Annotated in this window: 22 protein-coding genes; 9 read left to right on the top strand and 13 right to left on the bottom strand. The window is 64.0% G+C overall.

Going from position 1 to position 24,507, the window contains the following annotated elements; translation table 11 throughout:
- The gene (locus tag AC2JAJ_RS18880) at positions 1-615 is read right to left on the bottom strand and encodes a TetR/AcrR family transcriptional regulator (protein WP_473697382.1); all 615 of its coding nucleotides are present in this window, start codon (positions 613-615) and stop codon (positions 1-3) included.
- Positions 616-834: 219 nt separating this feature from the next.
- Here AC2JAJ_RS18880 and AC2JAJ_RS18875 point away from each other — a divergent pair, with 219 nt between their 5' ends.
- From AC2JAJ_RS18875 to AC2JAJ_RS18860, 4 genes are all read left to right on the top strand, one after another.
- Positions 835-1,632, top strand: coding sequence for a tyrosine-protein phosphatase (locus AC2JAJ_RS18875; protein WP_486414868.1), 798 nt, complete (start codon positions 835-837; stop codon positions 1,630-1,632).
- Positions 1,633-1,681: 49 nt separating this feature from the next.
- Positions 1,682-3,133 (top strand): APC family permease, encoded by a 1,452-nt coding sequence (locus AC2JAJ_RS18870; RefSeq protein WP_473697380.1) that lies wholly within the window; start codon positions 1,682-1,684, stop codon positions 3,131-3,133.
- 91 nt (positions 3,134-3,224) lie between these two features.
- Complete coding sequence (locus AC2JAJ_RS18865) at positions 3,225-4,154, top strand: SDR family NAD(P)-dependent oxidoreductase (RefSeq protein WP_473697379.1); 930 nt, start codon at positions 3,225-3,227, stop codon at positions 4,152-4,154.
- Between the two features lie 177 nt (positions 4,155-4,331).
- Positions 4,332-6,797 (top strand): sensor domain-containing protein, encoded by a 2,466-nt coding sequence (locus AC2JAJ_RS18860; RefSeq protein WP_486414870.1) that lies wholly within the window; start codon positions 4,332-4,334, stop codon positions 6,795-6,797.
- 169 nt (positions 6,798-6,966) lie between these two features.
- Here AC2JAJ_RS18860 and AC2JAJ_RS18855 read toward each other — a convergent pair whose 3' ends face one another.
- Together AC2JAJ_RS18855 and AC2JAJ_RS18850 are read right to left on the bottom strand one after the other, a co-directional pair.
- Positions 6,967-7,479, bottom strand: a complete 513-nt coding sequence (locus AC2JAJ_RS18855) for a hypothetical protein (protein WP_221385732.1) — start codon at positions 7,477-7,479, stop codon at positions 6,967-6,969.
- Between the two features lie 108 nt (positions 7,480-7,587).
- Positions 7,588-8,478: an ANTAR domain-containing protein gene (locus AC2JAJ_RS18850; RefSeq protein ID WP_501053259.1), complete on the bottom strand. Its 891-nt coding sequence runs from the start codon at positions 8,476-8,478 to the stop codon at positions 7,588-7,590.
- Between the two features lie 476 nt (positions 8,479-8,954).
- Between AC2JAJ_RS18850 and AC2JAJ_RS18845 the strand changes: the two genes are divergently transcribed.
- Both AC2JAJ_RS18845 and AC2JAJ_RS18840 read left to right on the top strand, forming a co-directional pair.
- The gene (locus tag AC2JAJ_RS18845; RefSeq protein ID WP_486414873.1) at positions 8,955-9,197 is read left to right on the top strand and encodes a hypothetical protein; all 243 of its coding nucleotides are present in this window, start codon (positions 8,955-8,957) and stop codon (positions 9,195-9,197) included.
- Between the two features lie 191 nt (positions 9,198-9,388).
- Positions 9,389-10,441 (top strand): isocitrate/isopropylmalate family dehydrogenase, encoded by a 1,053-nt coding sequence (locus AC2JAJ_RS18840; protein WP_486414874.1) that lies wholly within the window; start codon positions 9,389-9,391, stop codon positions 10,439-10,441.
- A 4-nt stretch (positions 10,442-10,445) separates the two neighbouring features.
- Here the strand turns inward: AC2JAJ_RS18840 and AC2JAJ_RS18835 are convergent, their stop codons facing one another.
- The 5 genes from AC2JAJ_RS18835 to AC2JAJ_RS18815 form a co-directional block, all read right to left on the bottom strand.
- Positions 10,446-11,657, bottom strand: a complete 1,212-nt coding sequence (locus tag AC2JAJ_RS18835; RefSeq protein ID WP_501053258.1) for an MFS transporter — start codon at positions 11,655-11,657, stop codon at positions 10,446-10,448.
- A complete protein-coding gene (locus AC2JAJ_RS18830) occupies positions 11,654-13,651 on the bottom strand; it encodes an aconitate hydratase (RefSeq protein WP_486414876.1) in 1,998 nt (665 codons plus the stop codon). The genes AC2JAJ_RS18835 and AC2JAJ_RS18830 overlap by 4 nt, the downstream gene beginning before the upstream one ends.
- Before the next feature lie 82 nt (positions 13,652-13,733).
- The gene (locus tag AC2JAJ_RS18825; protein WP_486414877.1) at positions 13,734-14,813 is read right to left on the bottom strand and encodes an ABC transporter substrate-binding protein; all 1,080 of its coding nucleotides are present in this window, start codon (positions 14,811-14,813) and stop codon (positions 13,734-13,736) included.
- Between the two features lie 32 nt (positions 14,814-14,845).
- Positions 14,846-15,709: an ABC transporter permease gene (locus AC2JAJ_RS18820; RefSeq protein WP_221385725.1), complete on the bottom strand. Its 864-nt coding sequence runs from the start codon at positions 15,707-15,709 to the stop codon at positions 14,846-14,848.
- Positions 15,706-16,551 carry an ABC transporter ATP-binding protein gene (locus AC2JAJ_RS18815; RefSeq protein WP_473697371.1) on the bottom strand — a complete coding sequence of 282 codons (846 nt, stop codon included), beginning with the start codon at positions 16,549-16,551 and terminating at the stop codon, positions 15,706-15,708. Before AC2JAJ_RS18815 ends, AC2JAJ_RS18820 begins: the two co-directional genes overlap by 4 nt.
- 140 nt (positions 16,552-16,691) lie before the next feature.
- Here AC2JAJ_RS18815 and AC2JAJ_RS18810 point away from each other — a divergent pair, with 140 nt between their 5' ends.
- From AC2JAJ_RS18810 to AC2JAJ_RS18800, 3 genes are all read left to right on the top strand, one after another.
- Complete coding sequence (locus AC2JAJ_RS18810; RefSeq protein ID WP_221385723.1) at positions 16,692-17,480, top strand: IclR family transcriptional regulator; 789 nt, start codon at positions 16,692-16,694, stop codon at positions 17,478-17,480.
- Positions 17,481-17,601: 121 nt separating this feature from the next.
- Positions 17,602-18,921 (top strand): CaiB/BaiF CoA transferase family protein, encoded by a 1,320-nt coding sequence (locus AC2JAJ_RS18805; protein ID WP_473697370.1) that lies wholly within the window; start codon positions 17,602-17,604, stop codon positions 18,919-18,921.
- A complete protein-coding gene (locus tag AC2JAJ_RS18800; RefSeq protein ID WP_501053257.1) occupies positions 18,921-19,838 on the top strand; it encodes a hydroxymethylglutaryl-CoA lyase in 918 nt (305 codons plus the stop codon). Before AC2JAJ_RS18805 ends, AC2JAJ_RS18800 begins: the two co-directional genes overlap by 1 nt.
- Positions 19,839-19,929: 91 nt before the next feature.
- Here the strand turns inward: AC2JAJ_RS18800 and AC2JAJ_RS18795 are convergent, their stop codons facing one another.
- From AC2JAJ_RS18795 to AC2JAJ_RS18775, 5 genes are all read right to left on the bottom strand, one after another.
- Positions 19,930-20,253 (bottom strand): putative quinol monooxygenase, encoded by a 324-nt coding sequence (locus tag AC2JAJ_RS18795; protein WP_260323513.1) that lies wholly within the window; start codon positions 20,251-20,253, stop codon positions 19,930-19,932.
- Between the two features lie 62 nt (positions 20,254-20,315).
- The gene (locus AC2JAJ_RS18790) at positions 20,316-21,488 is read right to left on the bottom strand and encodes a levoglucosan dehydrogenase (protein WP_221385720.1); all 1,173 of its coding nucleotides are present in this window, start codon (positions 21,486-21,488) and stop codon (positions 20,316-20,318) included.
- Between the two features lie 64 nt (positions 21,489-21,552).
- A complete protein-coding gene (locus AC2JAJ_RS18785; protein ID WP_486414883.1) occupies positions 21,553-22,368 on the bottom strand; it encodes a sugar phosphate isomerase/epimerase family protein in 816 nt (271 codons plus the stop codon).
- A complete protein-coding gene (locus AC2JAJ_RS18780; RefSeq protein ID WP_486414884.1) occupies positions 22,365-23,513 on the bottom strand; it encodes a Gfo/Idh/MocA family protein in 1,149 nt (382 codons plus the stop codon). Before AC2JAJ_RS18780 ends, AC2JAJ_RS18785 begins: the two co-directional genes overlap by 4 nt.
- Positions 23,514-23,520: 7 nt before the next feature.
- Positions 23,521-24,507: an ABC transporter permease gene (locus AC2JAJ_RS18775; protein WP_486414885.1), complete on the bottom strand. Its 987-nt coding sequence runs from the start codon at positions 24,505-24,507 to the stop codon at positions 23,521-23,523.

The raw sequence follows: 24,507 nt of genomic DNA, 5'->3' as shown, positions 1-24,507 counted from the left end.
TCAGACCGTGGCTCGTACGAGAAGTCCGTCCATGAGTAGGCGGATAGCCGCGACGGCCGGCTCGGCGTCCTCCGGCTTACGTGCAGCAGCAGCCCCGGCAGCGCGGATTGCCCCGGTTATAGTCGCGGCCAACGCCTCTGTCGGCGCGTCCTCAGGCAAAGTCCCGCTGTCTTTCGCGTCCTTCAGATCCCGCGCAATGAGCTCTTCGAAAGAGCGGGAAGTCGAGCCCATGACGTCCGATAGTGCTGACACCAGGTCCGGTCCCATCACCCCGTAGAACCGGCCCTTGGGCTCCTTGGTCGCCTCCACCAGTGCGGTGGCCAATGCTGTGATTTTTGCGGCGGGGTCCGTGAGGGGATCCCGCAGGCTGATGCCCCGTACGTACACTGCGTCGGCGATCCGCAGATACACCTCGCGGACAATTTCGTCCCTTCCGCCGGGGAAGTGAGCATAAATGGTCCCCCTCGAAATTCCCGCCTGCTGGCTAAGAACCTCAAGGGCGGTCGAGGCGTACCCCTCCGAACTGAGCAGCTCAGCTGCGGTGTCGAGAATGTCGCCGCGGGTTCTCATGCGGTTGCGTTCCCGAAGGGAGAGGGGCTTGTTGGAGGCACTCATTTCTTGATCCTTCGCGTGGGTGTCCGGGTGATCTGATTCACAGCATTGCACACCTGCTCCTAAAAGTGAACAGTCTGTGCAAAATTTGACGAGTGCGGCCTTGTTCGCATGATCCGGCAAGGAACATTGAACACTAGGTCTAGAATTTGAACTAGTCCCACAAGAAACATTCGGTGTGTTCTATTGCAGTACCGAGCATTCAGTGTTTACCTTTTCTGTATGAAACAGGTCACACCAGGCTTGGCTGGCCCTAACCCCCTTGAGGGCGTCCGGAACTTCCGAAGCCTCGGAGGACTGCCAGCGCACGGAGGATCCCGTGTCGCTGAAGGCATGGTGTACAGGAGTGGGCACTTCGGATACTCGACAGCCCCGGATCGTCAGAGGCTGGAGGCGGCGGGCCTGCACTTCATGGATCTGCGAAGTCCTTGGGAATCCGGAGCCGAAGACCGTTGCGTGCCTGCGTTGAAGACTGTACAAACGCCACTTCAGGCTAAAGACAGCAGGGACGCGTGCCTGTGGTCTGCAGTTCGCGAAGGTCGCGTGAGCGAGCTTGGCAGGAGGCTGACGGCTGCGGAGGCTGAAGAGGCAATGCACCGGCTCTATGCCCGCGACATAGCAGGCAACCCATCGGTATTTGCCAGTTTCCTTCAGTCATTGGCTCGAGTTGAGCTGCCTGTCGTCGTCCACTGCTCGGCAGGGAAGGACAGAACCGGATGGGCAATAGCCATCCTTTTGACCATCCTGGGAGTACCTGAAACCGCGATCCTCGAAGACTACGTTCAGAGTTCATTACCGGAGAACCAATACGTCATCAGAGACTCCGCAGGCAGGGTCGCCCGCATCGACAAGCACCTGCGAACAGTCATCACACCCTTGCTGGAAGCGCGGCAAGGGTACCTCGAAGCCGCATGGCACAGCGTGGAGCACGCCTGGGGATCACGTCACTCCTACTTGGAAGACGGACTCGGCATCACTCCGGCGCTCACAAACAAACTCAAGGCACGGCTCCTCGTCTGAGGAAGCCCGACCACGGCTACGGCCATTATCTGCCCGAAAGAGAAAACCCATGATTGATAATGTCAGCGAGTTGCCGGCAACGACGCCGTCCAGCACACCTGTCCAACCACAAGCAGGCCATCTCCGCTCAAATAAACTCGGCGTTTTCGCCATCGCCTTTTTCGTCATCGCAGCGGCGGCTCCCATGGCAGCCGTCGTCGGCACCGGTCCCGTCGTTTTTGCGGCCGTAGGACCGGCAGCCCCCTTGATCTACGCGATCGCTGCCCTGCTCATCGCACTCTTCGCCGTCGGATACCTGCGCATGAGCAGGTATGTCACCAACGCCGGCGGCTTCGTCGCCTACATCGCCAAAGGCCTAGGTACACCCTGGGCCACGGCAGGAGCTGGTCTGGCGCTGCTGATGTACCTCAGCTTGCAGATCGGGCTCTGGTCGCAGTTCGGCGTCTTCGCCGGGCAGTTGCTGGAGAGCATCACGGGACTCTCCGTGCCCCCGCTCGTCTGGATTGTCGCGTTGCTTCTGATCGCCACGGCACTCACCATGCGGGGCGTCGACACGAGCATCCGACTCTTGGCCGTCCTCATTATCGGGGAAACGCTCGTAGTGGCTGCCCTGGTCATTGTGCTCGTTGCCAGCAAGGGGCCAGGAGTCTTCACATTCTCTGGCTTCACGGCAGAAAACCTCCTCAGCCCGGGCCTGGGCATTGCATTGCTGTTCGCCTTCCTGTGCTTCACCAGCTTCGAAGCGACCGTGGTGTTTTCTGAAGAAGCAATCAACCCCCGCAAGACGATCCCGCGGGCCCTCTATGCCGTGATTGCCTTCGTCGGAATTTTTTACACGCTCTCCATCTGGGTAATCGGAGGGGCTATCGGGGTGGACAACATCCAACAGGCGGCAACGGATGACCCTGCAGGATTCATCTTCAACCTCGCCTCCCAAAGTGGAGGGAGCGTCTTGAGCATGGCCATGCAGGTCCTCGTCGTGACCAGTTACCTCGCCATGCTGCTGGGCCTGATGAACATGTTCGCCCGCTACCTTTTCGCCCTCAGCCGTGCCGGAGTCCTGCCGGCCAGGCTGGCCACCGTTTCCAAGGATGGGAGTCCCGCCACCGCAGCCCTGTCCAACGGCGTGGCCGTCGGCATCGTCGTGGTTACCTTCCTGGTCCTCGGCGCTGACCCACTGACCGTCGTGTTCGCCTGGTTTAGCGCGTTGGCAACGGCAGCCTTCATCACCATCCTCATCCTGGCGTCCGTATCCATCGTTGTGTTCTTCGTCCGGACCAAAGACAACACCAGTATCTGGGCGACGAAGATCGCACCTACTCTCTCCACCCTGATCCTCTCCTACATCGGCTACGTGACGATCGAGAACTACGACTCCCTCATTGGGCCTGACAACGCCGCCGCGAAGTGGCTGCTCGTCCTCATTCCTGCCGCGATGCTTGGCGGCCTGGTGTTCGGCAGGAGCAAGCGCGACATCGACTACGCCAAAGAAGTTATTTGAAACGGTTACCGTGCTGCCGCCTCCGCGGGCGGCAGCACGGTAATTCGCCTTCCTCCAGGACCACAACGTCTTCACGAGGTGGCCGGGTGGTATGCCCGCATCGTCTTTGAAGTCTGACGATAGGTTCTCCATGAGTAAGCGAAAGCACACACCTTCGAAACAGAACCGGGAGATCAGAATGACCCCCAAATCAGTTGCAGTTATTACCGGCGGAGGCACCGGAATAGGAGCCGCCACTGCCGCAGCACTCCGGGGCCAAGGGTGGGAAGTTGTCATCTGCGGACGCCGCCCAGAAGCTGTAAGCCGAGTCGCTGACATGACCGGCGCCCGCGCTGTCGTCGCGGATGTTGCCTCCGCTTCCGACATGGAACGGCTCGTCGCCGATACCGTGGAGCACTTCGGCGCCATCAACGGCCTCGTACTGAATGCCGGAATTGTCCGCGCCGGCAGTGCCGGCGAATTGTCTGATGAAGACTGGAACGCCATGGTCAGCACCAACCTCACCGGGCCCTTCCTACTAGTCCGGGCCGCCTTGCCGCAACTGATCAAAGCCAGCGGCTCGATCGTAGGGGTGGCCTCAGCAGCAGCGCTTCGCGCGACGGCTGGAATCGCGGGCTACGACGCCACCAAGGCCGGCCTTGCCATGTTGATGCAATCCATCGCGGTCGACTACGGACCGCTCGGCGTGCGCGCCAACGCGGTATGTCCGGGCTGGACCCGGACGGAAATGGCGGATATGGAGATGGGCGAATTTGCTGAACACAGCGGCATCGATCGCGAAGATGCCTACAGCCTTGCCACTGCGTTTGTCCCTAGTCGGCGCCCGGCCGCGTCCTCCGAGGTCGCCGATGTCATTGCCTGGCTGCTTTCCGATCAGGCCTCGTACGTTAATGCAGCCACCATCCCGGTGGATGGGGGACTGATCGCAGTCGAGCCCGGCGCCATCGCTTTCGACCCGCGGGTCAGTGTCGGCACAACTGCCGGGGAGGGCCGCATTCCGGTGATGCAAGCAACTCCCTGACTGTGCAATACAGCCTGTCTTTCACGAGACACTCCTGGCCCCTGACTAGCTCCAAAGGCAGCTGCAGTGCGTTGTTTGGCCGCGGAAGGCTGCCGGTTGTGGCGGCATCTGGCCTATACTTCAGCAACTGGACCGATGGGGCGGGCGGGTTCGGGCTGGGGAGGACGCAGGGGAGCGATGGTTGAGGAAGAACGGGATGATCTCCTGACGCAGTCGCTGCTGCTCGACGAGATCGGCCAGTCTGTGATTGGGATGGACAGCAAGTGGCGGGTGACGTACTGGAACCGCGCTTCGGAGCGTTTGTATGGTTTCGACGCCACCGAGGTGCTGGGCAGGACGCCCCGCGATTTGGGAATCGTCACGGACCTCCAGGCCGCCGGGCCGGGGCCGACGGGGGAAGAAATCGCGGAACTGATCGCGCACGGACACGACTGGGCGGGTGAGTTGTGGATCCGTGATCGGGACGGTAGGCACTTCCCCGTGCATGCAACCATCAGCCCGATCAGGGGCAGGCACACCGTGCCCGTGGACATTGTGGCCATCTCAAAGGACATCACGGACAGGAAACGCAAGGAAGCGGTCCTGCGCCGCCTCTCCGCGATGGTGGAGTCCTCCGGAGACGCCATCATCGGCGCGGACATGGACGGGAAAATCACCACGTGGAACGCGGGGGCGATCAGTATGTTCGGATGGAGCCGGCCCGAGGCCATGGGGAAAACCCACGAGTTGTTCACGACGGCAGACTCCGAAGACATGGACCATCGTGTCGCCGAGCGGATCCGTAGCGGGGCATTCGTCACCGGAGTGGAAGCCCGGTGGCGGCGCAAGGACGGTTCAATCATCGATGTTGAACTGACGGTGTCACCGGTATACGGGCAGGACGGCAAGCTCGCTGGCGCCTCGGCCATCGCGCGCGACATTACGGAAATCAAGGCACTCCGGGCCGAAGCCGACGCGGAGCGGCGACGGCTGCTGGCCGCCCAGGAGATGGCCCAGGTGGGAAGCATCGAGTATTCGGCCGACGACACGGCGACCTGGCACTCGGAGGAGTTCGGCCGCATTGTGGGGGCGAAGGGCGGTGATTCCTTATCGCGGGCATGGATGCTGAAAAGGACCCATCCGGAGGACCGCGGGCGGGTAAGGCAAGTTTGGCACAGCCTGCACGCGGGTTCGGGATATGCCGACATCGAGTACCGCATCATCCGGCCCGACGGCGGTCAACGCTGGCTGCATTCACGGATCCGGACCGTGCACGGCCCGGATGGCAGGCCGGTGCAGTTTCTGGACACGGTGCTGGACGTGACCGAGCGCAAGGACGCGGAACAGGTCCTGCAGTGGCAGGCGCGCCACGACGCCCTGACGGGCCTGCCGAACCGCTACCTGATCACCGAGGTACTCCAGGGATTCCTTGACCGCGGCTCGCGGCCGGCGGTGATGTTCATTGATATTGACAGGTTCAAACTGGTCAATGACGGCATCGGCCACCGTGGAGGTGACCGGATCCTGATGCTCCTGGGTGAGCGGCTGATGGAGGCTGTCCGGGAAGGCGATACCGTGGGTCGTTTCGGTGGTGATGAATTCATCATCGTCTGCGAAAACCTGGGGGTGCGTGCTGCCAAGGTCCTGGCTTCGCAAATCCGCGAATGCCTCCGGGCCCCTTTTGAAGTTGAGGATCGCCAGGTGTTCCTCAACGTCAGCGTCGGCATATCATTGGCCGGCCCGAAGGAGACGGCCGAATCCATGCTCGGCGGCGCCGACACCGCCATGTACCGGGCTAAATCGGCCGGCGGGGACGCATCGGTGGTCTACCACTCCAGAATGACCCAGCGGGCGAGTGGGCGGCTTGATCTGGAGTCAGACCTGCGGCTGGCCCTGGACCGGGAGGAACTTTGCCTGTACTACCAGCCGATCATGGACCTCGAAGCGGGCGTACCGCTCGGATTCGAGGAATTGCTCCGCTGGCAGCACCCCGTTCATGGGTTGCTGACTCCGGACAGGTTTGTCCCCATCGCCGAAGAAACCGGCCTGATTGTCCCGATCGGGACCTGGCTGTTGAAGGAAACAATGAACCAGGTCCAGCAGTGGCGCACGGACCTGGCGGAAGGGGCTGACCTCACCGCCGCAGTGAACATCTCAGGACGCCAGCTCGTCGCCGAAGATTTCCCTGACATCGTGGAGACAGCGATCCTGGAAACCGGCATCGATCCTTCCGCCGTGAACCTCGAAATCACCGAAACAGTCCTCATGGACGAACCCGACCTGCCAAAGGAAACGCTGCAGCGCCTCTACCATATGGGGGTCGGCCTCTCCATCGATGATTTCGGTACCGGCTACTCGTCGCTGAGTTACCTCAAATGGCTCTCCGCGCGGACCCTGAAAATCGACCGTACCTTCGTTCAGGAACTGGCCGTGGACCCCCGCGCAGGAACAGTGATCGAACTCGTCGTCGGGATGGCGAACAGCCTCAAACTGGACGTCATCGCGGAAGGTGTGGAAACCGAAAACCAGCTACGTGAATTGCGCCGACTGGGCGTCACGCGGGCCCAAGGGTTCATCTGGAGCAAACCAATACCGGCCAAACAAGTCCCTGCCTTCCTCAGCGGCTTCCCTGCCCTCAAGAAACCCCAGGCGCCAGCGTTCTAACACGACACCCCTCCTGCGCAGGAACGGCGGCTGTTACCTCGGGTGGCCGGATACCAAGGGGTCGAGTATGGCTGCAAGCTCCCCGTTGCCGGGTCCGCCGCGAACTCGCCGCAAAGTAGTCCGGGAGCCAGCCCTGCGGCGACTGGCTCCAGCCCGTTGCCTCGTTGATTCAGCACTCGTCAATGATTTTTCCGACCACGCTTCCTATCGCCGCGCCCAGGGCAGCGCCACCGGAGCCGCCGAAGTAGCCGCCAATCACACCGCCCGCACCGGCGAGAGTGCCCTGCCAGTTGCTACCCGATTTCTTGTAGACCACCGCAGTTGATCCATCGCCTCCGTCGCCGGACACGTAGGACCCGACGGCGCCGGAGGCGTAGGCCAGAGCGACAGGGCTGGCGTTGCCTTTGACCAGCAGTTCCTCGTACGCCTTCTTGACTTCCTGGTAAGCCTTGCCGGCGTCGTGCTTACCGCCCGTCGCCGCGTGGCCGAGTTCGCAAATATGGCTCAGGACGGGCAGTTCCGACTCGGTGATGAAGCTAAGCTCGTGGAGTTTGGCGAGCACGATCTTGTCGGCTTTCAGCCGGTCGCCTCCGGCTTCGGCCATGATGCGCTTCACTTCCCTGGCCGCCGCGCTTTGCATCTCGTAGACGCCGATCCCGCTAAAGGATTCGAAGCTGGTCATTGGAACGCCCTCCTGTTCGATGGTTAAGGCGCGGGAACCGCGCAGTCGCAGTTTGCTCCCGTCGCGGAGGTAATGGAATACCCCAAAATTTAGGTATCCAGCATCGGCTTAGGCTTGTCCCTGGGATTGCTCCGGAGCGGCATGTTGGTTTGTTTGTTGTCGAAAGTGGGTGCCGGGGGCTCCGCCGGGTGCGCGCGCGAGGATGGCTTGCGCGGTCACATGCATGCGCGAGTCTCCTTGCTGTGAGGCTCTGGCGAGGATGCGGGATGCTTCCTCGTATGAACACCTGTTCCGGCCCATGATGACTCCGCAGGCGACGTCGATTGAGGTGCGGCGCGCCAGTACCGAACTCAGTTGTTCTGCAACCGACCGGGCCGCCCTTAGCTGGTCGGCCAATTGAAAGCCATTGCCCGCAGCCAGGACAAAGTCGTCGACTGCAAGGACAGCGGCTGGAGTGAAAACGTTGTCGGGGGCGCAGAGGAATGTCAGGGCCGCGGTACGGTCGGCACCGAGGAGCAGCGGGGTGGACAGGACCGAACGGTAGCCGGCTTCCGCAAAGGAGTGCCAGTGTGCGGACCAACGGGGGCTGGCCGCGTGGTGCTGGCCGAGGATTGTCAGTTTGCCTGCGAGGGCTTGGGGCGCGGCGCCGTCTTCGTTGTCCTGGTCGGCTTGGGCGGCGCACAGGGCGCGGTGGCTGGTACCCAGGAGCAGGGGCCGCTGGTAGGGGTTTGGAAATGACACCGTACAGTCCATGGCGTGTCCGGTCGCATTGGCCAGCCTCGATGCCGCCAGTTGAGTCAGGAGGGCAAGCGACGCGTCGGTGCTGTCCGCCCGCATGTCCAGAACAAACTTCGCCGCTCCTGAAGCGCCGGCCCCGGGAGCAAGTCCTCCGGGGGCGGGAGCTGCGGCACGCTGCTCTTCCTCGTCCAGGCGGCGCCTACGCGCCACGGACGGGGTCACTCCCTGCTGCAGGCCCGGTTCGCTGCCCCCGTCGTCCACGTGATGTCGGACCCTTGCACCAGGCCACGTCGCGTCCATGGGATGCCCCGTTCATTCATCATGAATGGCAGAACATGGCCGAGCCAGCCATGAACCCGCTGGATCACGGTTTGGAGGGGGCTGCGCTGTCCCCTCCGAACCTTTCACCCCACCCAACCCCGAGAGATGATCTCTGCGGCTCCTGATGCGTTCTCACCGGACAGCACATGAGACGGGACCGTGCTGGTGCGGTACCAAACACATCGACAACTACAACTCTTGTCAATTCCCTGCCTGAAGTGTGGACTGCGCTGCCTGGCCCGTCAAGGGCACACAGGGGCTTCCCGTAAGGCGCGGTAGCACGGCAGCGGAACTTGGCTGGAGCTTCCCCTCGGGGTAGAACCGGCCGCGCCCGCCGTGCGGAGCAAGGGCCCGAAGCTAATGTTGAGGGACGGGGCGGCTTCGCACCGTTCAACACCTGGTGAGAAGAGCCGAGCATGAGTGTCAACGAGTACGAGGCGTCCGTGGTCATCAAATCCGGCGCGGAGCTGCTGTTATCAGCGTCATCCGACCCCCGGTCCGATGAGGGCTATGCCGCGGTCAAAGCCAATATGGCGGCGGCACTGGAACTGATGGCACAAGCGCTTGAGAACTTCGAAGCCGGAGTGAGTGGGCCAAACCGCTCGACCGGCTGGGTTCAGGACCTCCGAAGGGTGGCAGATGATTTAGGGGAAAAGTAGTCCGTTGCCGCCAGATGGCGTCAATACCTGGAAGGCATCATCTTCTTGCCCTCCCGGTACATCGCCGAGGACACAAGCAGAGGTTTGGTGGCACTGCTGACCCCTGAATCTGCACCGGGCCGTGATTCGTTGGGGCTGCGCGCCCGGCCATCCGCATATGCTCTTCACAGACCCCGAACGATTGGATGGATATGAGCCGCCGTTATGTCATCGATGCGATTCCCGGCGACGGCATTGGCGTGGATGTCACCGACGTCGCGATGCAGTGCGTCAACGCCGTCGCCGGAATCTACGACTTCGACGTCCAGTGGCGGGTCCGCGACTGGAACAGCGATCTGTACCGCAAGGCGGGCCGCATGATGCCCGTCGACGGGATAGAGCAGCTGAGCAGCGGCGATGGCATCTACCTGGGAGCCGTCGGGACACCGGACGTGCCCGACGACGTGACCCTCTGGGGGCTCCTCATTCCCATCCGCCGGGAGTTCGACCAGTACATCAACCTCCGGCCCATGCGGTTGCTGCCCGGCGTCGTCGCTGCCATGCCCGGCATTGAGGACCTGGACATCGTGGTGGTGCGGGAGAACGTTGAAGGCGAGTACTCCCAGATCGGGGGAAGATTCGGCAGCGGAACCGACGGCGAGTTCGCCGTTCAGGAAAGCGTCTTCACCAGGCGCGGTATCGCACGGGCCGCGCGCTATGCCGCCAACATCGCAACGGAGCGCGGAGGCCGGCTCGTCTCCGCAACAAAGTCGAACGGCATCATCCACACCATGCCGTTCTGGGACGAGGTGGTGGCGGAGACGGTCAAGGCGTTCCCCGGCGTCGTCGTCGAAAAGGTGCTCATTGATGCCCTGGCGGCACGGTTGGTGATGAAGCCGACGAGTATCCGGACCATCGTTGCGTCGAACCTGTTTGGGGACATTCTCTCGGACCTGGTGGCTGGTATTGCCGGCTCCATTGGCATTGCCCCCAGCGCCAACCTCAACCCGGAGCGCCGGCACCCGTCGATGTTCGAGCCTGTGCACGGCTCCGCTCCGGACATTGCGGGCAAGGGAATCGCCAATCCGGTCGGCGCTCTGTGGGCCGCGGCGATGATGCTGAACCATCTCGGTGAGGCGGACGCCGCCCGGTCCGTGACCCTGGCCTTTGAGGGCACGCTCGCTGACGGCACTGCGACACCGGACCTGAAGGGCACCGCTACCACAGCGGAGTTCGCCGCCGCGGTGCTGTCGCGACTGTCCTAAACAATTAACTGGTGCGCAGACGTTTTTCCAGACGGAACGCGACCAGCGAGGCCGCCGCCCCGGCTGCTGCGACCACCGCTGCCAGGGTCCATCCAACGGCAGGACTGAACTGGGAGAAAACGATCCCGAACAATAAGGGCCCCAGCGTCCCGCCGATGTAGGTTCCGCTCTGGGTAATCCCTGTGGCCTGGATGGTGAACGGATGCGCCGTCCGCGAGACCACGTAATGGGCCAGGCCGTTCCACCCCCAGCCCAACCCGAAAGCGATAACGGCTCCCGTTCCGTAGGCGATCGGGGAGCCGGAGGCCATGCTGAGCAGCCCCAGGCTTCCGGCCCCCATCATCAGGGACACGGTGGCCATCGAACCGCCGATTCCCCGGTCGGCAGCGATACCCACGAGCGGGCGCGCCAGAATCCCGGCCACGCTTGCGGCGCCCAGCAACAGGCCCGCCCCTGCGGCGGAGAATCCCGCCTGGACAGCCATGGCCACCGTGAATGCACCCACCACATTGGCCTGCCCCGCGCCCAGCGCGCTGGCCACGGCGGTAGCGAAAAGGAATTGTTTCAGCCTCCGGGGGAGCGGCTCCCTGGCGGCTTTAGCGGAGCGCCGATGGAACGGGGCAGTCCGTGGGAGGGCGCCGAGGAGCGCCGGGATCAGGGCGGCCGCCAGCAGTGCTGCGAGCGCAAAGGTCCAGTTCCACCCCACGGTAAGAGCGAATATCGGGACCGACAGGCCGGCGGTGAGCGTCGCTGTCGGAATGGCGGCCTGCTTGAGGCCGAATGAGAAGGCGCGGTTGCGTACCGCCACCTGGTCCACGATCAGGCCGTTGGACAGCGGGTGGATGAGGGCGTTCGCGGCACCGGCGAAACTGAGCCAGACGATCAGCCAGGCCCAGTGCGGCGTGACAAACGCGATGCCGGCCAGTGCAACGAAGCCCAGCCCGACGGCGAGCGGGACCCCGCGGCGGAGCCCGAGTCCGCCCGCGACATAACCGGCGGGGGCAGACAGCAGCGCTGAGACAGCCCAAAAGGTGGCCACGGCCGCTCCAAGGGCTGACGCCGTCATGCCCAGGTCCTGCTCAAGCTGGACAGCCAGCCCGCCCACGAGGAAGACAGGCAGCACCGCCACCACCGTTGTCAGCGCCGCGATGGCCGTGGCACGCTGTCCCGGTCGGCGCGCAGGTGTTGGAACGGCTTCGACGGCTGCCGGCTTCACCGTGCGGATCGGCTCTGTGAAATGCCTGCCGCGTCGTCCTGTACGACGGCGGCGCCGGCCAACGTGGAGCGACCACCGGACCGCACCTGGGCCAGCAGGCCGCCGGCAGTGAGGACGGCACGTTCGGCAGGCGAGAAGTCGAGCCCGAGCGTCAGCTCCGTGCCTCCGTCCACGCAAGCGGTGACGGAGCGGCGGCCATCGGCCAGGGCGTCAGCAAGCCCTTCGATGACCCACCGCTGCCCGGTTGAACTTTGCGTGCCGGAGGGGAGGACCAGCGGCACGATGCCGGCGGCGATGAGGTTGCGGCGGTGGATCCGGGCGAAGCTGCGGGCAGCGACCACCCGGACCCCCAGGTACAGCGGGATCAGGGCGGCATGCTCCCGCGACGAACCCTGCCCGTAGTTTTCCCCGCCCACAATGATCCCGCCGCCCCATGCGAGGGCGCGATCGTGGAAACCGGGGTCCAGGCGGCGGAACATGAAGCGCGCGCAGACGGCGATGTTGGACCATACAGACATGGCGATGGCGCCGTCGGGAGCCATGTCACCGGTGGAAATGTCATCATCGACGGCGATCAGCACCCGGGCGTCCAGGCCAGCCGGCAGCGGTGTGGGCTGCGGCGGCGGGACGAGGTTGCTGCCCCGCTCGATCTCGATGGTTCGGCGCGCCTCAAGGGGCAGGACACCGGCGATGTGCAGGTCGTGGACTTCCGGATGCGGGGGAGCCGCGGGGCGCAGCTCGCCCCGGCTGACGGTGGAGGCGTCGACGATGGCGCCTTCCAGCGCGCTGGCAGCAGCGGTGGACGGCGAACACAGGTACACGCAGTCCTCGGCTGTGCCGCTGCGGCCCGGAAAATTGCGGTTGAACGTGCGCAACGACGGCGCACCCTCCGTGGGTGCCTGCCCGATGCCCACGCAAGGGCCGCACACCGGCTCAAGCATCCGCGCCCCGGCCGCCATCAGGTCTTCGTAAACACCGGAGGCGATGATCGTCTGGAGGATCTGCCGTGATCCCGGCGTGACCGTGAGCTGGACGGACGGATGGACGGTATGTCCCTTGAGGATGGCCGCCACAGTGGCCAGGTCTTCATAGGAACTGTTCACGGAAGAACCGACGCAGACCTGGACCACCTCGGTGCGCGGCAGTTCGGACACGGGACGGACGTTGCCTGGTGAATGCGGCAGCGCCACGAGCGGAACGAGGCTTGAGAGATCAACCTGCTCCTCCTCGTCGTACCTTGCCCCGGCGTCCGCCGCCAGCGGAACGAACTGGTCCTCGCGGTGCTGGGCCCTAAGCCACGTGAAGGTCTGGTCATCGGAGGGAAAGATGGCTGTTGCAGCACCTGTTTCGATGATCATGTTGCAGATGGTCGCGCGCGCTGAGACTGACAGGGAAGCCACGCCCTCGCCGTAGAACTCGAAAACCTTCCCGCGGCCGCCCCGCACGCCGTGGCGGCGCAGCAGCTCCAGCACCACGTCCTTCGCTTCTGCATTGGGTCCGGGCGTGCCCGTCAGTTCCACGCCCACGACGGCGGGGCACACAAAGTCGAACCCGTAGCCCGCCATCGCCACGGCCACCTCCAGCCCGCCGGCGCCGAGCGCGAACATGCCCAGGGCGCCCGCCGTCGAGGTGTGCGAATCCGCGCCCACCAGCACCTGGCCCGGCCGGGAGAAATGCTCCAGGTGGATGTAGTGGGAGATGCCGTGCCCGGCGGGGGAGTAGCGCAGCCCGTAGCGGGCGGAGAAGGTGCGCAGGTAGTGGTGGTCCTGCATGTTCTTGTCGTCGATCTGCAGGACGTTGTGGTCCACGTACATGACCGCCAGCGGCACTGCGATGGAATCCACACCGAGCATTTCGAACTGCATGGCGGTCATGGTTCCGGTGGCGTCCTCGATGAGGACCTGGTCCACAGCGATGGTGATGTCGGCGCCGGGGGTCAACCCGCCGGACGCGAGATGGCCGGCCAGGATCTTGTGAGTCAGTGTCTCGGGCATTGCGGGTGGTCTCCTCAGACAAGGCGCGGTAACGGAACAGGCACGCCATCCGCGGTGGATGGCGTGCCTGTCTGTTTCGGGGCTACTTCACGAAATCGTTCGTGTAGGTGTCCGCCAGCTTGATGTCCTTATTGCCGACTTCGGGGTTGGCGACCTGCTGTGTCTTCAGGACTGCCTTGACGCCGTCCTCCGTGAAGGTGCCGTCCTTACTGAGGGTCTTCTTCAGATCCTCGATCACCTTTGCGTAAAGGTCCATGTCGCCGCCGGCGAACTTCTCAGGCATTTCCGCCGCGATCTCCTTGCCGGAATGGCTGTTGATGAACTCCAGCGTGCGCTTGATCGCCTTGGCGAGCTTGCCCGCGGTTTCCTTGTTCTGGTCCAGCCATTCGGTCTTGGCGTAGAGCGAGGCGGACGGCCACGCGTCGGTGTCAAAGACTTCCTTCAGCCCTTCCTCGGTCCGGACGTCCTCCAGGATGACCGGGTCGTGGCCGATCCGCTTGGTGAGCACGGAGATGTCCGGCTCCAGCATCACCGCGGCGTCCACCTGGTTCTGCTCCATGGCAGCCACGGCAGAAGATCCGGCGCCGATGGCCGATACGGCGGCATCCGTCTGCTGCATGCCGTTCTTGGCCAACAGGTACTTCACGAACATGTCCGTGGACGACCCCGGTGAGGTCACGCCCACGTTCTTGCCCTTGAGATCCGCGATGGACTTGATCTGCCCCTCATTCTTGGGCGCCACCAGGAGGGCGAGCCCCGACGACCGGCCCATGTCAACGAACGCCTTGATGGGCTGGTTCTTTGCCTGCATCTGGATGGTGTGCTCGTAGTAGCCGCTGGTCACTTGGGTGCTGCCCCCGACCATCGCAGTGAGCGCCTTGGAGCCGCCCTGCAGGTCCTGGAGTTCGACGTTCAGGCCCTCATCCTTGTAGTAGCCCAGTTCCTGGGCCAGCGTGGTGGGAAGGTAGGTCAGGAGTGTCTGGCCTCCGACGCCGATAATCACCTTTGCGCCGTCCCCGCCGCCGGCGGCACCCGTGCCGCCCTGGCCGGGTGGTGCAGCCGCGGGGGCGCCGCAGGCGGAGAGTGCGAGGGCAACGGAGGCGAGAACGGTCAGCGGGCGGAAGAGGCCCCGGCGCCGGTGCCGGGTTTCGTTCGAAGTCATGGGGATTCCCTTTCAGGCGGTGATGTGTTGGGTTACGAGGAGCGGACCGGGCGCCACCTGAGGAGGTGCCGTTCGAGGCGGTTGACCAGGAGGTCGATGATGAGGACCACGAACATCAGGATGAACATGCCGGCGAAGACCCCCTTGGTATCGAAGACACCCTGGGCCTGGGCGATGGCATAGCCCACGCCGGCGGAGGCCCCGAGGTATTCACCCACCACCGCGCCGGTGATGGCGAAACCTACGCTGATGTGCAGGCTGGAGAAGATCCAGGTCAGGGCGCTGGGGATGAACACGTGGCGGAGCAGCTGCTTCTCGCTGGCTCCGAGCATTTTGGCGTTGTCCACCAGGACCCGGTCCACGCTCTTGACGCCCTCAAGGGTGTTGAAGAAGACGATGAAGAACACCAGGGTGAAGCCGAAGGCCACCTTGGACCAGATGCCCAGGCCGAACCACAGCAGGAAGATCGGCGCCAGCACCACGCGGGGAAGGGCGTTGAACATCTGCAGGAACGGGTCCAGGAGCCGCTCCAGGAAACGGACCCTGGCCAGCAGGAAGCCCAGCACCAGGCCGGCCGCGGCGCCCGTGAGGAAGGCGAGGACCGATTCCTGCAGGGTGATCCACAGGTGCGGGAAGACAAAGCCGCTGGAGATCCAGACCCAGACGGTCAGCAGGATGTCGGAGGGGAGCGGGAAGAAGAACGGGTCGATGACGCCGACGCGTCCCAGCAGCTCCCACGCGCCCAGGACGACGGCGGCGAGGGCCAGCTGCCCCATCCGGATGGAGAAGTTCGAGGCTTCGGACCGCTTGCGCTTGGGCCGCTGGGCCACCGCCGGATCCCGGTCCTTCCGGAGGGGAGAGCGTTGTGTGTTCTTGGAAGCTGGTGCCACTGTCATGCTGCGTCGCTCTCTTCCTCTTCCCGAGCTGATTCATAGGTTTTGGATACCTCGACCTTGAGGCGTCCCCAGATTTCCCTGTGGAGTTCGACGAATTTGGGATCGTCCCGGATGTCCAGGAGGTCGCGGGGGCGGGGGATGTCGATCTCGTAGCTGCCGACGACGGTGCTGCCCGGGCCGGCGCCGAGGATGACCACCTCGTCGGACAGGGCAATGGCCTCGTCCAGGTCGTGGGTAATGAAGACGACGGCCTTGTCAGATTCCTGCCAGAGCTGGAGGAGTTCGTTCTCCATAATCTGCCGGGTTTGGACGTCCAGCGCGGAGAACGGCTCGTCCATCAGCAGGATGTCCGGATTCACGATCCAGGCCTGGGCGACGGCGGTGCGCTTGCGCATGCCGCCGGAGAGCTGGTGCGGGTAGCGGTCAGCGAAGTTCTTCAAACCCACCTTCTCCAGCCAGCGGCGCGACTCGTCGTAGGCCTCGGCTTTGGAAACCCCGGCCATGGTGAGCCCGAGGCTGACGTTGTCGATCACCGACTTCCAGGGCAGCAGGGCGTCCTGCTGGAACATGTAGGAGGCGCGGCGGTTCACCCCGTGGACGGGTTCGCCGAAGCTGTGGACGGTTCCTTCGGACGGATTCAGGAGTCCGGCTGCCATGTTGAGGATGGTGGACTTGCCCGATCCCGTCGGCCCGACGATGGAGACAAAGCGCCCTGGCTCCACTTTGAGGTCGATGTCCCGCACAGCGAAGTACGAGCCGCCGCCCGGCGTTGCAAACTCCTTGGTGCATCCGTTGAGCTCGACCGCGTAATTCGAAGACTTAGGCTGAAAGGGGTGCGTCATTGCTGTTCTCCCGCTAACCACATTGTGAGTCGTTGGTCATATAGTGGGCATAAGGCTAACAGTAACGTCTGTCACACTACAAGGGGTGGCCAATAGGGGCCCCTCCCGTATTGCGAGAAGAAGGAATCCGGAATCCATCCATGAGCGCAACCGAAAATGCTGCCCCGCTGCTGGTGCTGAAGAAGATCACGGCCATCCTGGACGCCTTCTCGCTGGCGCGGCCTGAGATGAGCCTCGCCGAAATCCGGGCCGAGACGGGGTTGCCGCACTCCACGGTGCAGCGGCTTGTCACCAACCTGGTGCACGAGGGAATGCTGGACCGGCGCGGCGACCACTTCCGGATCGGGTTGCGGATGACCCACTGGGCGGCCCCCGCCCGGCAGGGCCTAGACTTCCTCGAACTGCTCACGCCCGTCATCCGGCGGCTGCGCGATGAACTGGGCGAAACGGTCTGCATCTTCCGGGAATCCCGGGGCAGCAGGGTCTGCATCGCGGTGGCCGAGACCCGGCGGGTCCTTCGCCGGGCGGTGGAGGTGGGCGACATCATGCCGCTCCACGCCGGCTCCGCGGGCCGGGTGCTGCTCGCCTGGAATACCGACCTGGCGGAGAAGGTCTACGGCTCGGGCCTGCAGTCCATGACGGACCGCACCATCACCGACGCGGCAAACCTTGATGCCGCGGTGGCCAAGACCCGCGCGGACGGTTTTGCCATCACTACCGGGGAGCGGGTATCCGGGGCCAGCGGCTTGTCCGCTCCGATCTTCGGACCCCAGGCTGAGCTCTACGGTGCACTGACTGTCATGGGGCCCACCATGCGGATGCCCTATGACGTGTGCGCTTCCTGGATCGAGCCTGTCATCGCCGCAGCTGCTGAGGGCACCCGGCTGATCGGGGGAAGTCTTCCCTCCGAAGAAATGCCCATATCGTGATTTTATGTTCACAATATGACGAGGGGCGTGCATACTGGTTCGTGTAGGACGGTGCTCGACCGACCCTCAGGGCGTGTTCGGCGCCCACGGGTCCGCATCAGGAACCAGGAGTTGAGATTTGATGAAGGTTTTCGAAACCGGCACAGCTGAACAGGACAAGGGCGCCGCCGACGGGGACCGCCCCGGAACCGTTGCCGACACATCGTGGGCCCCTGCACGCGCGACCCAGCCCGCCGGCGACGCTGCCGGACCCCTGTCCGGGGTGCGCGTCCTCGAACTTGGATCCCTGATCGCCGGGCCCTTCGCAGGACGGCAGATGGCGGACTTCGGAGCCGAAGTCATCAAGATCGAATCCCCGAACCGGCCAGACCCCATGCGCGAGTGGGGCCGGGCACGGGTCAACGACCACACCCTGTGGTGGTCGGTGCAGTCCCGCGGCAAGAAGTGCGTCACCCTGGACCTGAAAGCCCCGCGCGGGCGGGAGCTCTTTCTTGAGCTCTGCAAGGAAACCGACGTCATCCTGGAAAACTTCCGCCCGGGCACCATGGAAAAGCTTGGCCTCAGCCCGGAAGAGCTGTGGAAGGTCAACCCCGGACTCATCATCGCCCGGGTCTCCGGCTACGGACAGACCGGCCCGGAAGCGTCAAAGCCAGGCTATGCCTCCGTGGCCGAGGCCCGGAGCGGGCTGCGGCACCTCAACGGCTACCCCGACCAGCCCCCGCCCCGCACCGGCATCTCCCTGGGGGACAGCCTCGGCTCGCTGTATGCCCTGCAGGGGATCCTGCTGGCGCTGTACTGGCGGGATGCGCGCGGGGGCACCGGCCAAGTGGTCGACGTCTCGCTCGTCGAGGCGTGCTTTTCGCTCCTGGAGAGCGCCGTGCCCGACTATGCCGCTACCGGCATTGTCCCGGGGCCCAGCGGTTCGGGACTGAAGGGAATCGCGCCGTCGAACATCTTCCGGTCCAGCGACGGCAAGTGGGTTGTCATCGCGGCCAACCAGGACTCGGTCTTCGTGCGCCTGGCCAACGCGATGGCAATGCCCGGCCTGGCGGCGGATCCGAAATACCGCGACCATGCGCAGCGGGGCCACAACCAGGAGGAACTGGAAGGTCTCATCGCCGACTGGGCGGTGCACTACACCGCCGGCGAGCTGGTCAGCCTGCTTGACCAACACGGTGTTCCGAACAGCACGGTGAGCACCGTTGAAGATATCTTCGAGGACCCGCAGCTCAAAGCCCGGGACATGCTCGTGGAAGTGGCTGACGACGAGCTGGGCGCCGTGGTCCAGCCGGGAATCGTCCCCAAGCTCACGCGCTCGGCCGGCCGGATTGGCTGGAACGGACCTCTGGTCCATGGATCCCACAATGCCGACGTGTACCAGGGTCTCCTGAACCTCACCGACGATGAGCTGCAGAAGGCGCGTAGCGAAGGAGCAATCTGATGGCGTTTGCGTATGGAACCAGGCCGGTCTCGATCGTGGACGTCAGCCCGCGCGACGGCTTGCAGAACGAGAAGACCCCCGTAAGTACAGAAGACAAGGCCCGGCTCATCAACGAGCTGATCCGGATGGGTGCACAGCGGATCGAAGCTGTCAGCTTTGTGAACCCCAAAGCCGTTCCCCAGATGGCCGATGCCGACGCCGTGATGGCGGCGGTCCCGCGCACCGATGCCGTGAGCTACATCGGTCTGGTGCTCAACACCAGGGGTGCCCTCCGGGCTGTCGATGCCGGGGTGGACGAAATGAACTATGTGCTCCCGGTGACCGACGCATTCGCCAGGGCCAACCAGAACACCACGGTCGCTGCAGCGCTCACGGCGCTGGAGGAAGTGTCGCGGATCGCTGAATCTGCATCCATTCCCCTCAGCGTCACAGCGGCTGTCGCTTTTGGCTGCCCCTACCAGGGTGATGTCCCGATCGGGCAGACCCTCGAAGTTGTCCGCAGTGCAATTGGCCGCGCGAACCTGGCGGAAGTGGCGTTGGCCGATACGATTGGCTGCGCCGTGCCGTGGCAGGTGGGCGAGGCTTTCGCCAGGCTGCGCGAGGAGACCGACCTGCAGTTGCGGGCCCACCTTCACGAGACCCGCCATACTGCGCTGGCTAACACTTATGCGGCGATGGCATCGGGTGTGGATGTGTTCGACAGCAGCGTCGGTGGTCTCGGAGGATGCCCCTTCGCTCCCGGCGCAGCCGGAAATATCTCCACGGAGGATCTCGCGTGGATGCTCGGGCGTGCCGGCTTCCAGACAGGCATCGACGTGCAGAAAGCAACGGAATTGGGCCGCTGGATCTGCGGCCTGGTCGGTACGAATCCGCGTTCGGGACTGGCAGGGGCCGGAGTGTTCCCTGCGGCAGCGTAAGCCGGAATACATTGCCTCCGCCCCGCGTCGGCTGACTAAGTTCAGTGATGTTCTGCATCCCGCTGCCACCATCTTCCCGGCCGCGGAGGGGTCAGGTCAGTGGAGTGAGGGGAGTCACGGAGAAGGGGACCGACAGCAGACGCTCCACCCCAATGACGAATTCCTTGACATGCGTTTCCCCGTTGTGTGCCGTGAGGTCCTCGCGGCGGGCCCATCCTTCGATGAGGACGAAGGTGCCGGGCCTTTGGTCATCGGAGAAAACGCTGTACTCCAAACATCCCGGATCTTTCCGGCTTATCGTCTGCAGCGTCCCGAGCGCTTCCTGGAGGTCGGCTTCATGTCCGGCTTTGGCGACAAAAACCGGCATGAGCCAGACTTCATCGGTGCTGGGGCGGGTGGGAAGTGGTTCGGTCATCGACGGTCCTTGGGGGTGCTGGGGGAGGGGCGGTGCGTACCGCCCCTCCCGGGGCTGATTGGTCAGGCGCCGACTTGTGGGACCTCGACCCAGGATTCCTTGGCAGCGGATTCAACGATCGCGTCGTCGATCAGGGCGACCTGGTAGCCGTCCGCGAAGCTGGGGCTTACGCTGCCGCCTTCCGCGATGGCCTTGAAGAAGTCATGGGCTTCGATGATCTTCGTTTCGCCGTACCCGATCCCCAGTGCCGGGATGGGCCAGAGTCCTTCTCCATACGGGTGGGCCGGCCCGGTGTAGACGGTGCGGAACCCGCGCCGGTCGGCTTGGTCGGAAGCGAAACAGACCTGCAGTTCGTCGCGTCGTTCGTAGTTGAAGACGATGCTGCCTTCGGTTCCGTGGATTTCGAAGGTGATGTAGTTGTTCCTGCCGTGCGCGTTTCGTGTCGCTTCTATGGAACCCACGGCTCCGTTGGCGAAGCGGATCATGGTCATGACTTCGTCATCGACGTCGACGTGCCCCTTGGGACCTTCTCCGCCTCGCACGTTACCCAGGGCGTCGGCTCCCCCTGTCTGCAGCGGGCGCTCCGGGATCCAGGTGGAGAGAAGAGCGTTTACGGCGCTGAATTCGCCGACGAGGTAGCGGGCCATGTCGACGACGTGCGTTGCGATGTCGCCGAGGGCGCCGGAACCTGCGATGGACTTTTGGAAGCGCCAGGACAGTGGGGAGTTGGGGTCGGCGCTCCAGTCCTGCAGATAGGTTCCGCGGAAGCTCAGGACGCGGCCGATGGCACCTTCTTCGATGTACTTCTTTGCCAACGCGACCGCGGGCGTCCGGCGGTAGTTGAATGCAACCATATGGACGATGTTCTTGTCTTTGACTGCGTCGTACATGGCCTTGGATTCCTCGCCGGTGCGGGCCAGGGGCTTTTCGCAGATGATGTGCTTGCCTGCTTCTGCGGCTGCGATGGCAATTTCGGCGTGGAGGTGGTTGGGAGTGGCGATGTCTACGACGTGGATGTCCGGGTCGTCGATGATGCTGCGCCAGTCCGAGGTGGAATTTTCGAAGCCGAAGCGGCGTGCCGCCTCGGCAGCGAGATCCGCGTTGGCTTCTGCGATGACTTTGCGGACCGGCAGCGCCGGTGCCGGCCAGAAGAACATAGGCATGGCGGCGTACGCCAGGGAGTGGGCCTTGCCCATGAATCCGCCTCCGATGAGGCCGACGTTGAGGTTTTGCATGTGAATCCTGTTCCTTCCGGAATTTACGGGCGCCGACTGGCTTCCCATGGGTCAAAAAGTGAGGTCAGAGGAGTTTTTCGAGGTACTTCTTGCTGATTTCGGCAGCGGCCTTCGGGTCGCCGTCGTAGCCGTCGAGCTCGACCATGAGCCAGCTGTCATATCCGCTTTCGCGGATCGCGGCGATAATGTCCGGGAAATCGAGTTCGCCTTCGCCGAGGGGGAGGAAATTGAACGGGTCGTGCTGGAAGTCCTTGAGGTGGACGTGCCGGATCCTGTCGGGGTACTTCCGGATGACAGCGGCCGGATCGGCACCCCCGGCTGCAAGGTGCGCGGTGTCCGGGCAGAAGCCGATCCGGGTCAATGGCATGAGCTTGTCCAGCTCGTCCGGGCTTTCGACGATGGTGCTCAGGTGTGGGTGGTAGCTCGCGGACAGGCCGAAGCCCTCTGCGATCTCCGCGACCTGGTCCAGCGCCTGGCCCAGGCGGTGGTAGTCGTCCTCGGTGGTTCCGGCCGCACGGCGTGCTCCGCCGCCCACGACGAGCCGTTCGGCGCCGAAGCCCGCAGCCAGCTCCGCGGCCCGGTGGATCCGGTGCATTTCGTCCGGGAGGATGTCGGCGTAGATGAAGTTCGCCCCGGTGTAGACGCTGGTCAGCTCGATGCCGTTGCCGCTGAGGATCTCTTTGAGTTCTTCGGGCTTGTCGGCGTATTCGGCGAGGTTTCCGTCGAACATCTCTACGCCCTGGTAGCCGACCGAGGCGATGTCCTGAACGGCGTCACGCATCGACCCGTGGGTCATGTAGAAGAGGTCCTTGACGCTTGTCACGCCTTGGGGGTGGCCGACGACGCCGCCCCAGGTGATGGAACAGTATCCGAGTTTCATTGCTTTTGCCTTTCAACTGCCGGGGAAGATGTGAGGGATCGGTTGCCGGTTGTGGGGACGGTGACCCATGACTGTTGCGCTGCGGAGGCGACGACTGCATCGGTCAGAAGTGCCGCCCGGAGCCCGTCGCGGAAGGTGGGCAGACCTTCGGGTTCCTGGCCCCGGACAGCCGCGTAAGTGTCTGCGACGAATGCGTTGAAGCTGTCCTGGTAGCCCTGCGGATGACCTGGCGGGAGCATGGCGTATCGCCTGCCACCGGGGGTGGAGAGGGTTTGCGGGCCCACGGGAACGTCGGTGCTGGCATCGGTGCGTCCGATGTGCAGGGTCCCAGGCCGCTCCTGGTTGAAGCTGAAGGACGCCTCAGTTCCGTCGAACGAAAACCACAGGCGGTTCTTCCTGCCGGGGCTGACCTGGCTGACAACCAGTGAACCTGCGGCTCCGTTGTCGGTTTCGAACAGGATCGTCGCGCCATCCTCGGTGGCCACAGAGGACAAAGTGCCGCCGGTTTCGCGCTGCTCGTAGGCCCGGCTTGTGCTGGCCATGATCCTGGTGATTTTGTGGCCCGTGGTGAACTCCATCAGGTCACACCAGTGCACTCCAATGTCACCGAAAGCCCTGGAAGCCCCTCCGAGTTTCGAATCAACCCGCCAGTTAGACGCTTCTGCACCTGCCAGCCAGTCCTGGAGGTAGGAGCCGTGCAGCAGCCAGAGTCGCCCTGCCTCTCCGGCCCGGATACGGTCGCGTGCCTCTCGGACCGCCGGATAGAACCGGTAGACGAAGGGCACGGCGGCGGTGACGCCTGCCTGCCGGGCGAGATCAGTCAGTTCGGCGGCGTCATCCACGCTGGTGGCCAGGGGCTTTTCGCAGATGACGGCTTTGCCTGCTGCGATGGCCTTGCGTGCCAGGTCGGCGTGCGTTGCATTCGGGGTGCAGACGTGGACAACGTCCACATCGTCTCGTGCGATCAGCGCCTCGGGTGTGGCTGCGGCGGCCTGGGCACCCAATCCTGCCCTGGCCGCCTCGGCCGATTCCTGGTTGCTTCCAGCGACGGCGCTGACGGTGCTGCCGGCTGCGCGCACTGCGTGGGAGTGGACGGCGCCCATGAATCCTGTGCCGATGATCCCGGCCCGTAGTGTGGCAGTCATGGACTCGTTACTTCTTCCGGGCGAGGGCGACTGCCAGGATGATGATGGCACCGCGGACCACCTGCTGCTGGCTGCTGTCGAGTCCGGCAAGGATCAGTCCGTTGTTGATCAAGCCGATCAGCAGGGCGCCGAAAAGGGTTCCGATGATGGATCCGAATCCGCCGAAGAGGCTGGTGCCGCCGAGGATGACAGCGGCAATGGCGGAGAGCTCATCGCCGGCCCCCCACTGGAACCGGCCGGACTGCAGGCGCCCGGCGTAGAGCATGCCGGCGACGCTCGCGACCGCACCAGAGATGAGCAGAACCTGGAACTTGATGCGTTTGGTGTTGATGCCGGTGAACTCTGCTGCGTTGCGGTTGCCGCCGGTCGCCAGAACCTGCCGGCCGAACCGGGTGCGGTTCAGGACGACGGCGCCGATGGCGACGAAGACGGCACTCCAGACGACCAGGCCGGGGATGGGACCGAAGTCGCCGGATCCGAAGAGCATATTGAAGGTGTCGTTAAGGATCGGTTGCGGGGCGGATGCCGTAATCCACTGCGCAACACCAGCGGCGATGCCGAGCATGCCCAGGGTGACCAGGAATGAGGGGATGCCCAGCAGGCTGACCAGTGCACCGTTGATGGATCCCACCACGAGCCCGACGGCAAGGCCGGCGAGGATGCCTGGGATCAGGCCCCATTGTGACAGGGCCATGGCCGTGCAGACGCTGGACAGGCCTGCAACCGATCCGACGCTGAGGTCGATTTCGGCGCAGGAGATGACGTAGGTCATGCCCACGGCGATGACGGTGATGGTGGCCGTCTGGCGGAAGATGTTCAGCAGGTTTTGCGGTGACAGGAAGCCCTGATCGCGCAGCAGAACTGCGAAGAAGAGGAAGACGACGACGAAGCCGATGTAGATCACATAGCGTCGCCAGTCGAGGTCTTTCAGCATGGTGCCGAAGTTTCGGGGTGCAGCGGTGCCGCTGGGGGTTATGGTGTTTGCCTTGCTCAC

The organism is Arthrobacter sp. MOO21 (genome assembly GCF_057369995.2).
Note: the sequence above shows the minus strand (reverse complement) of the source record. Positions and strands in the feature narration are given on the sequence as shown.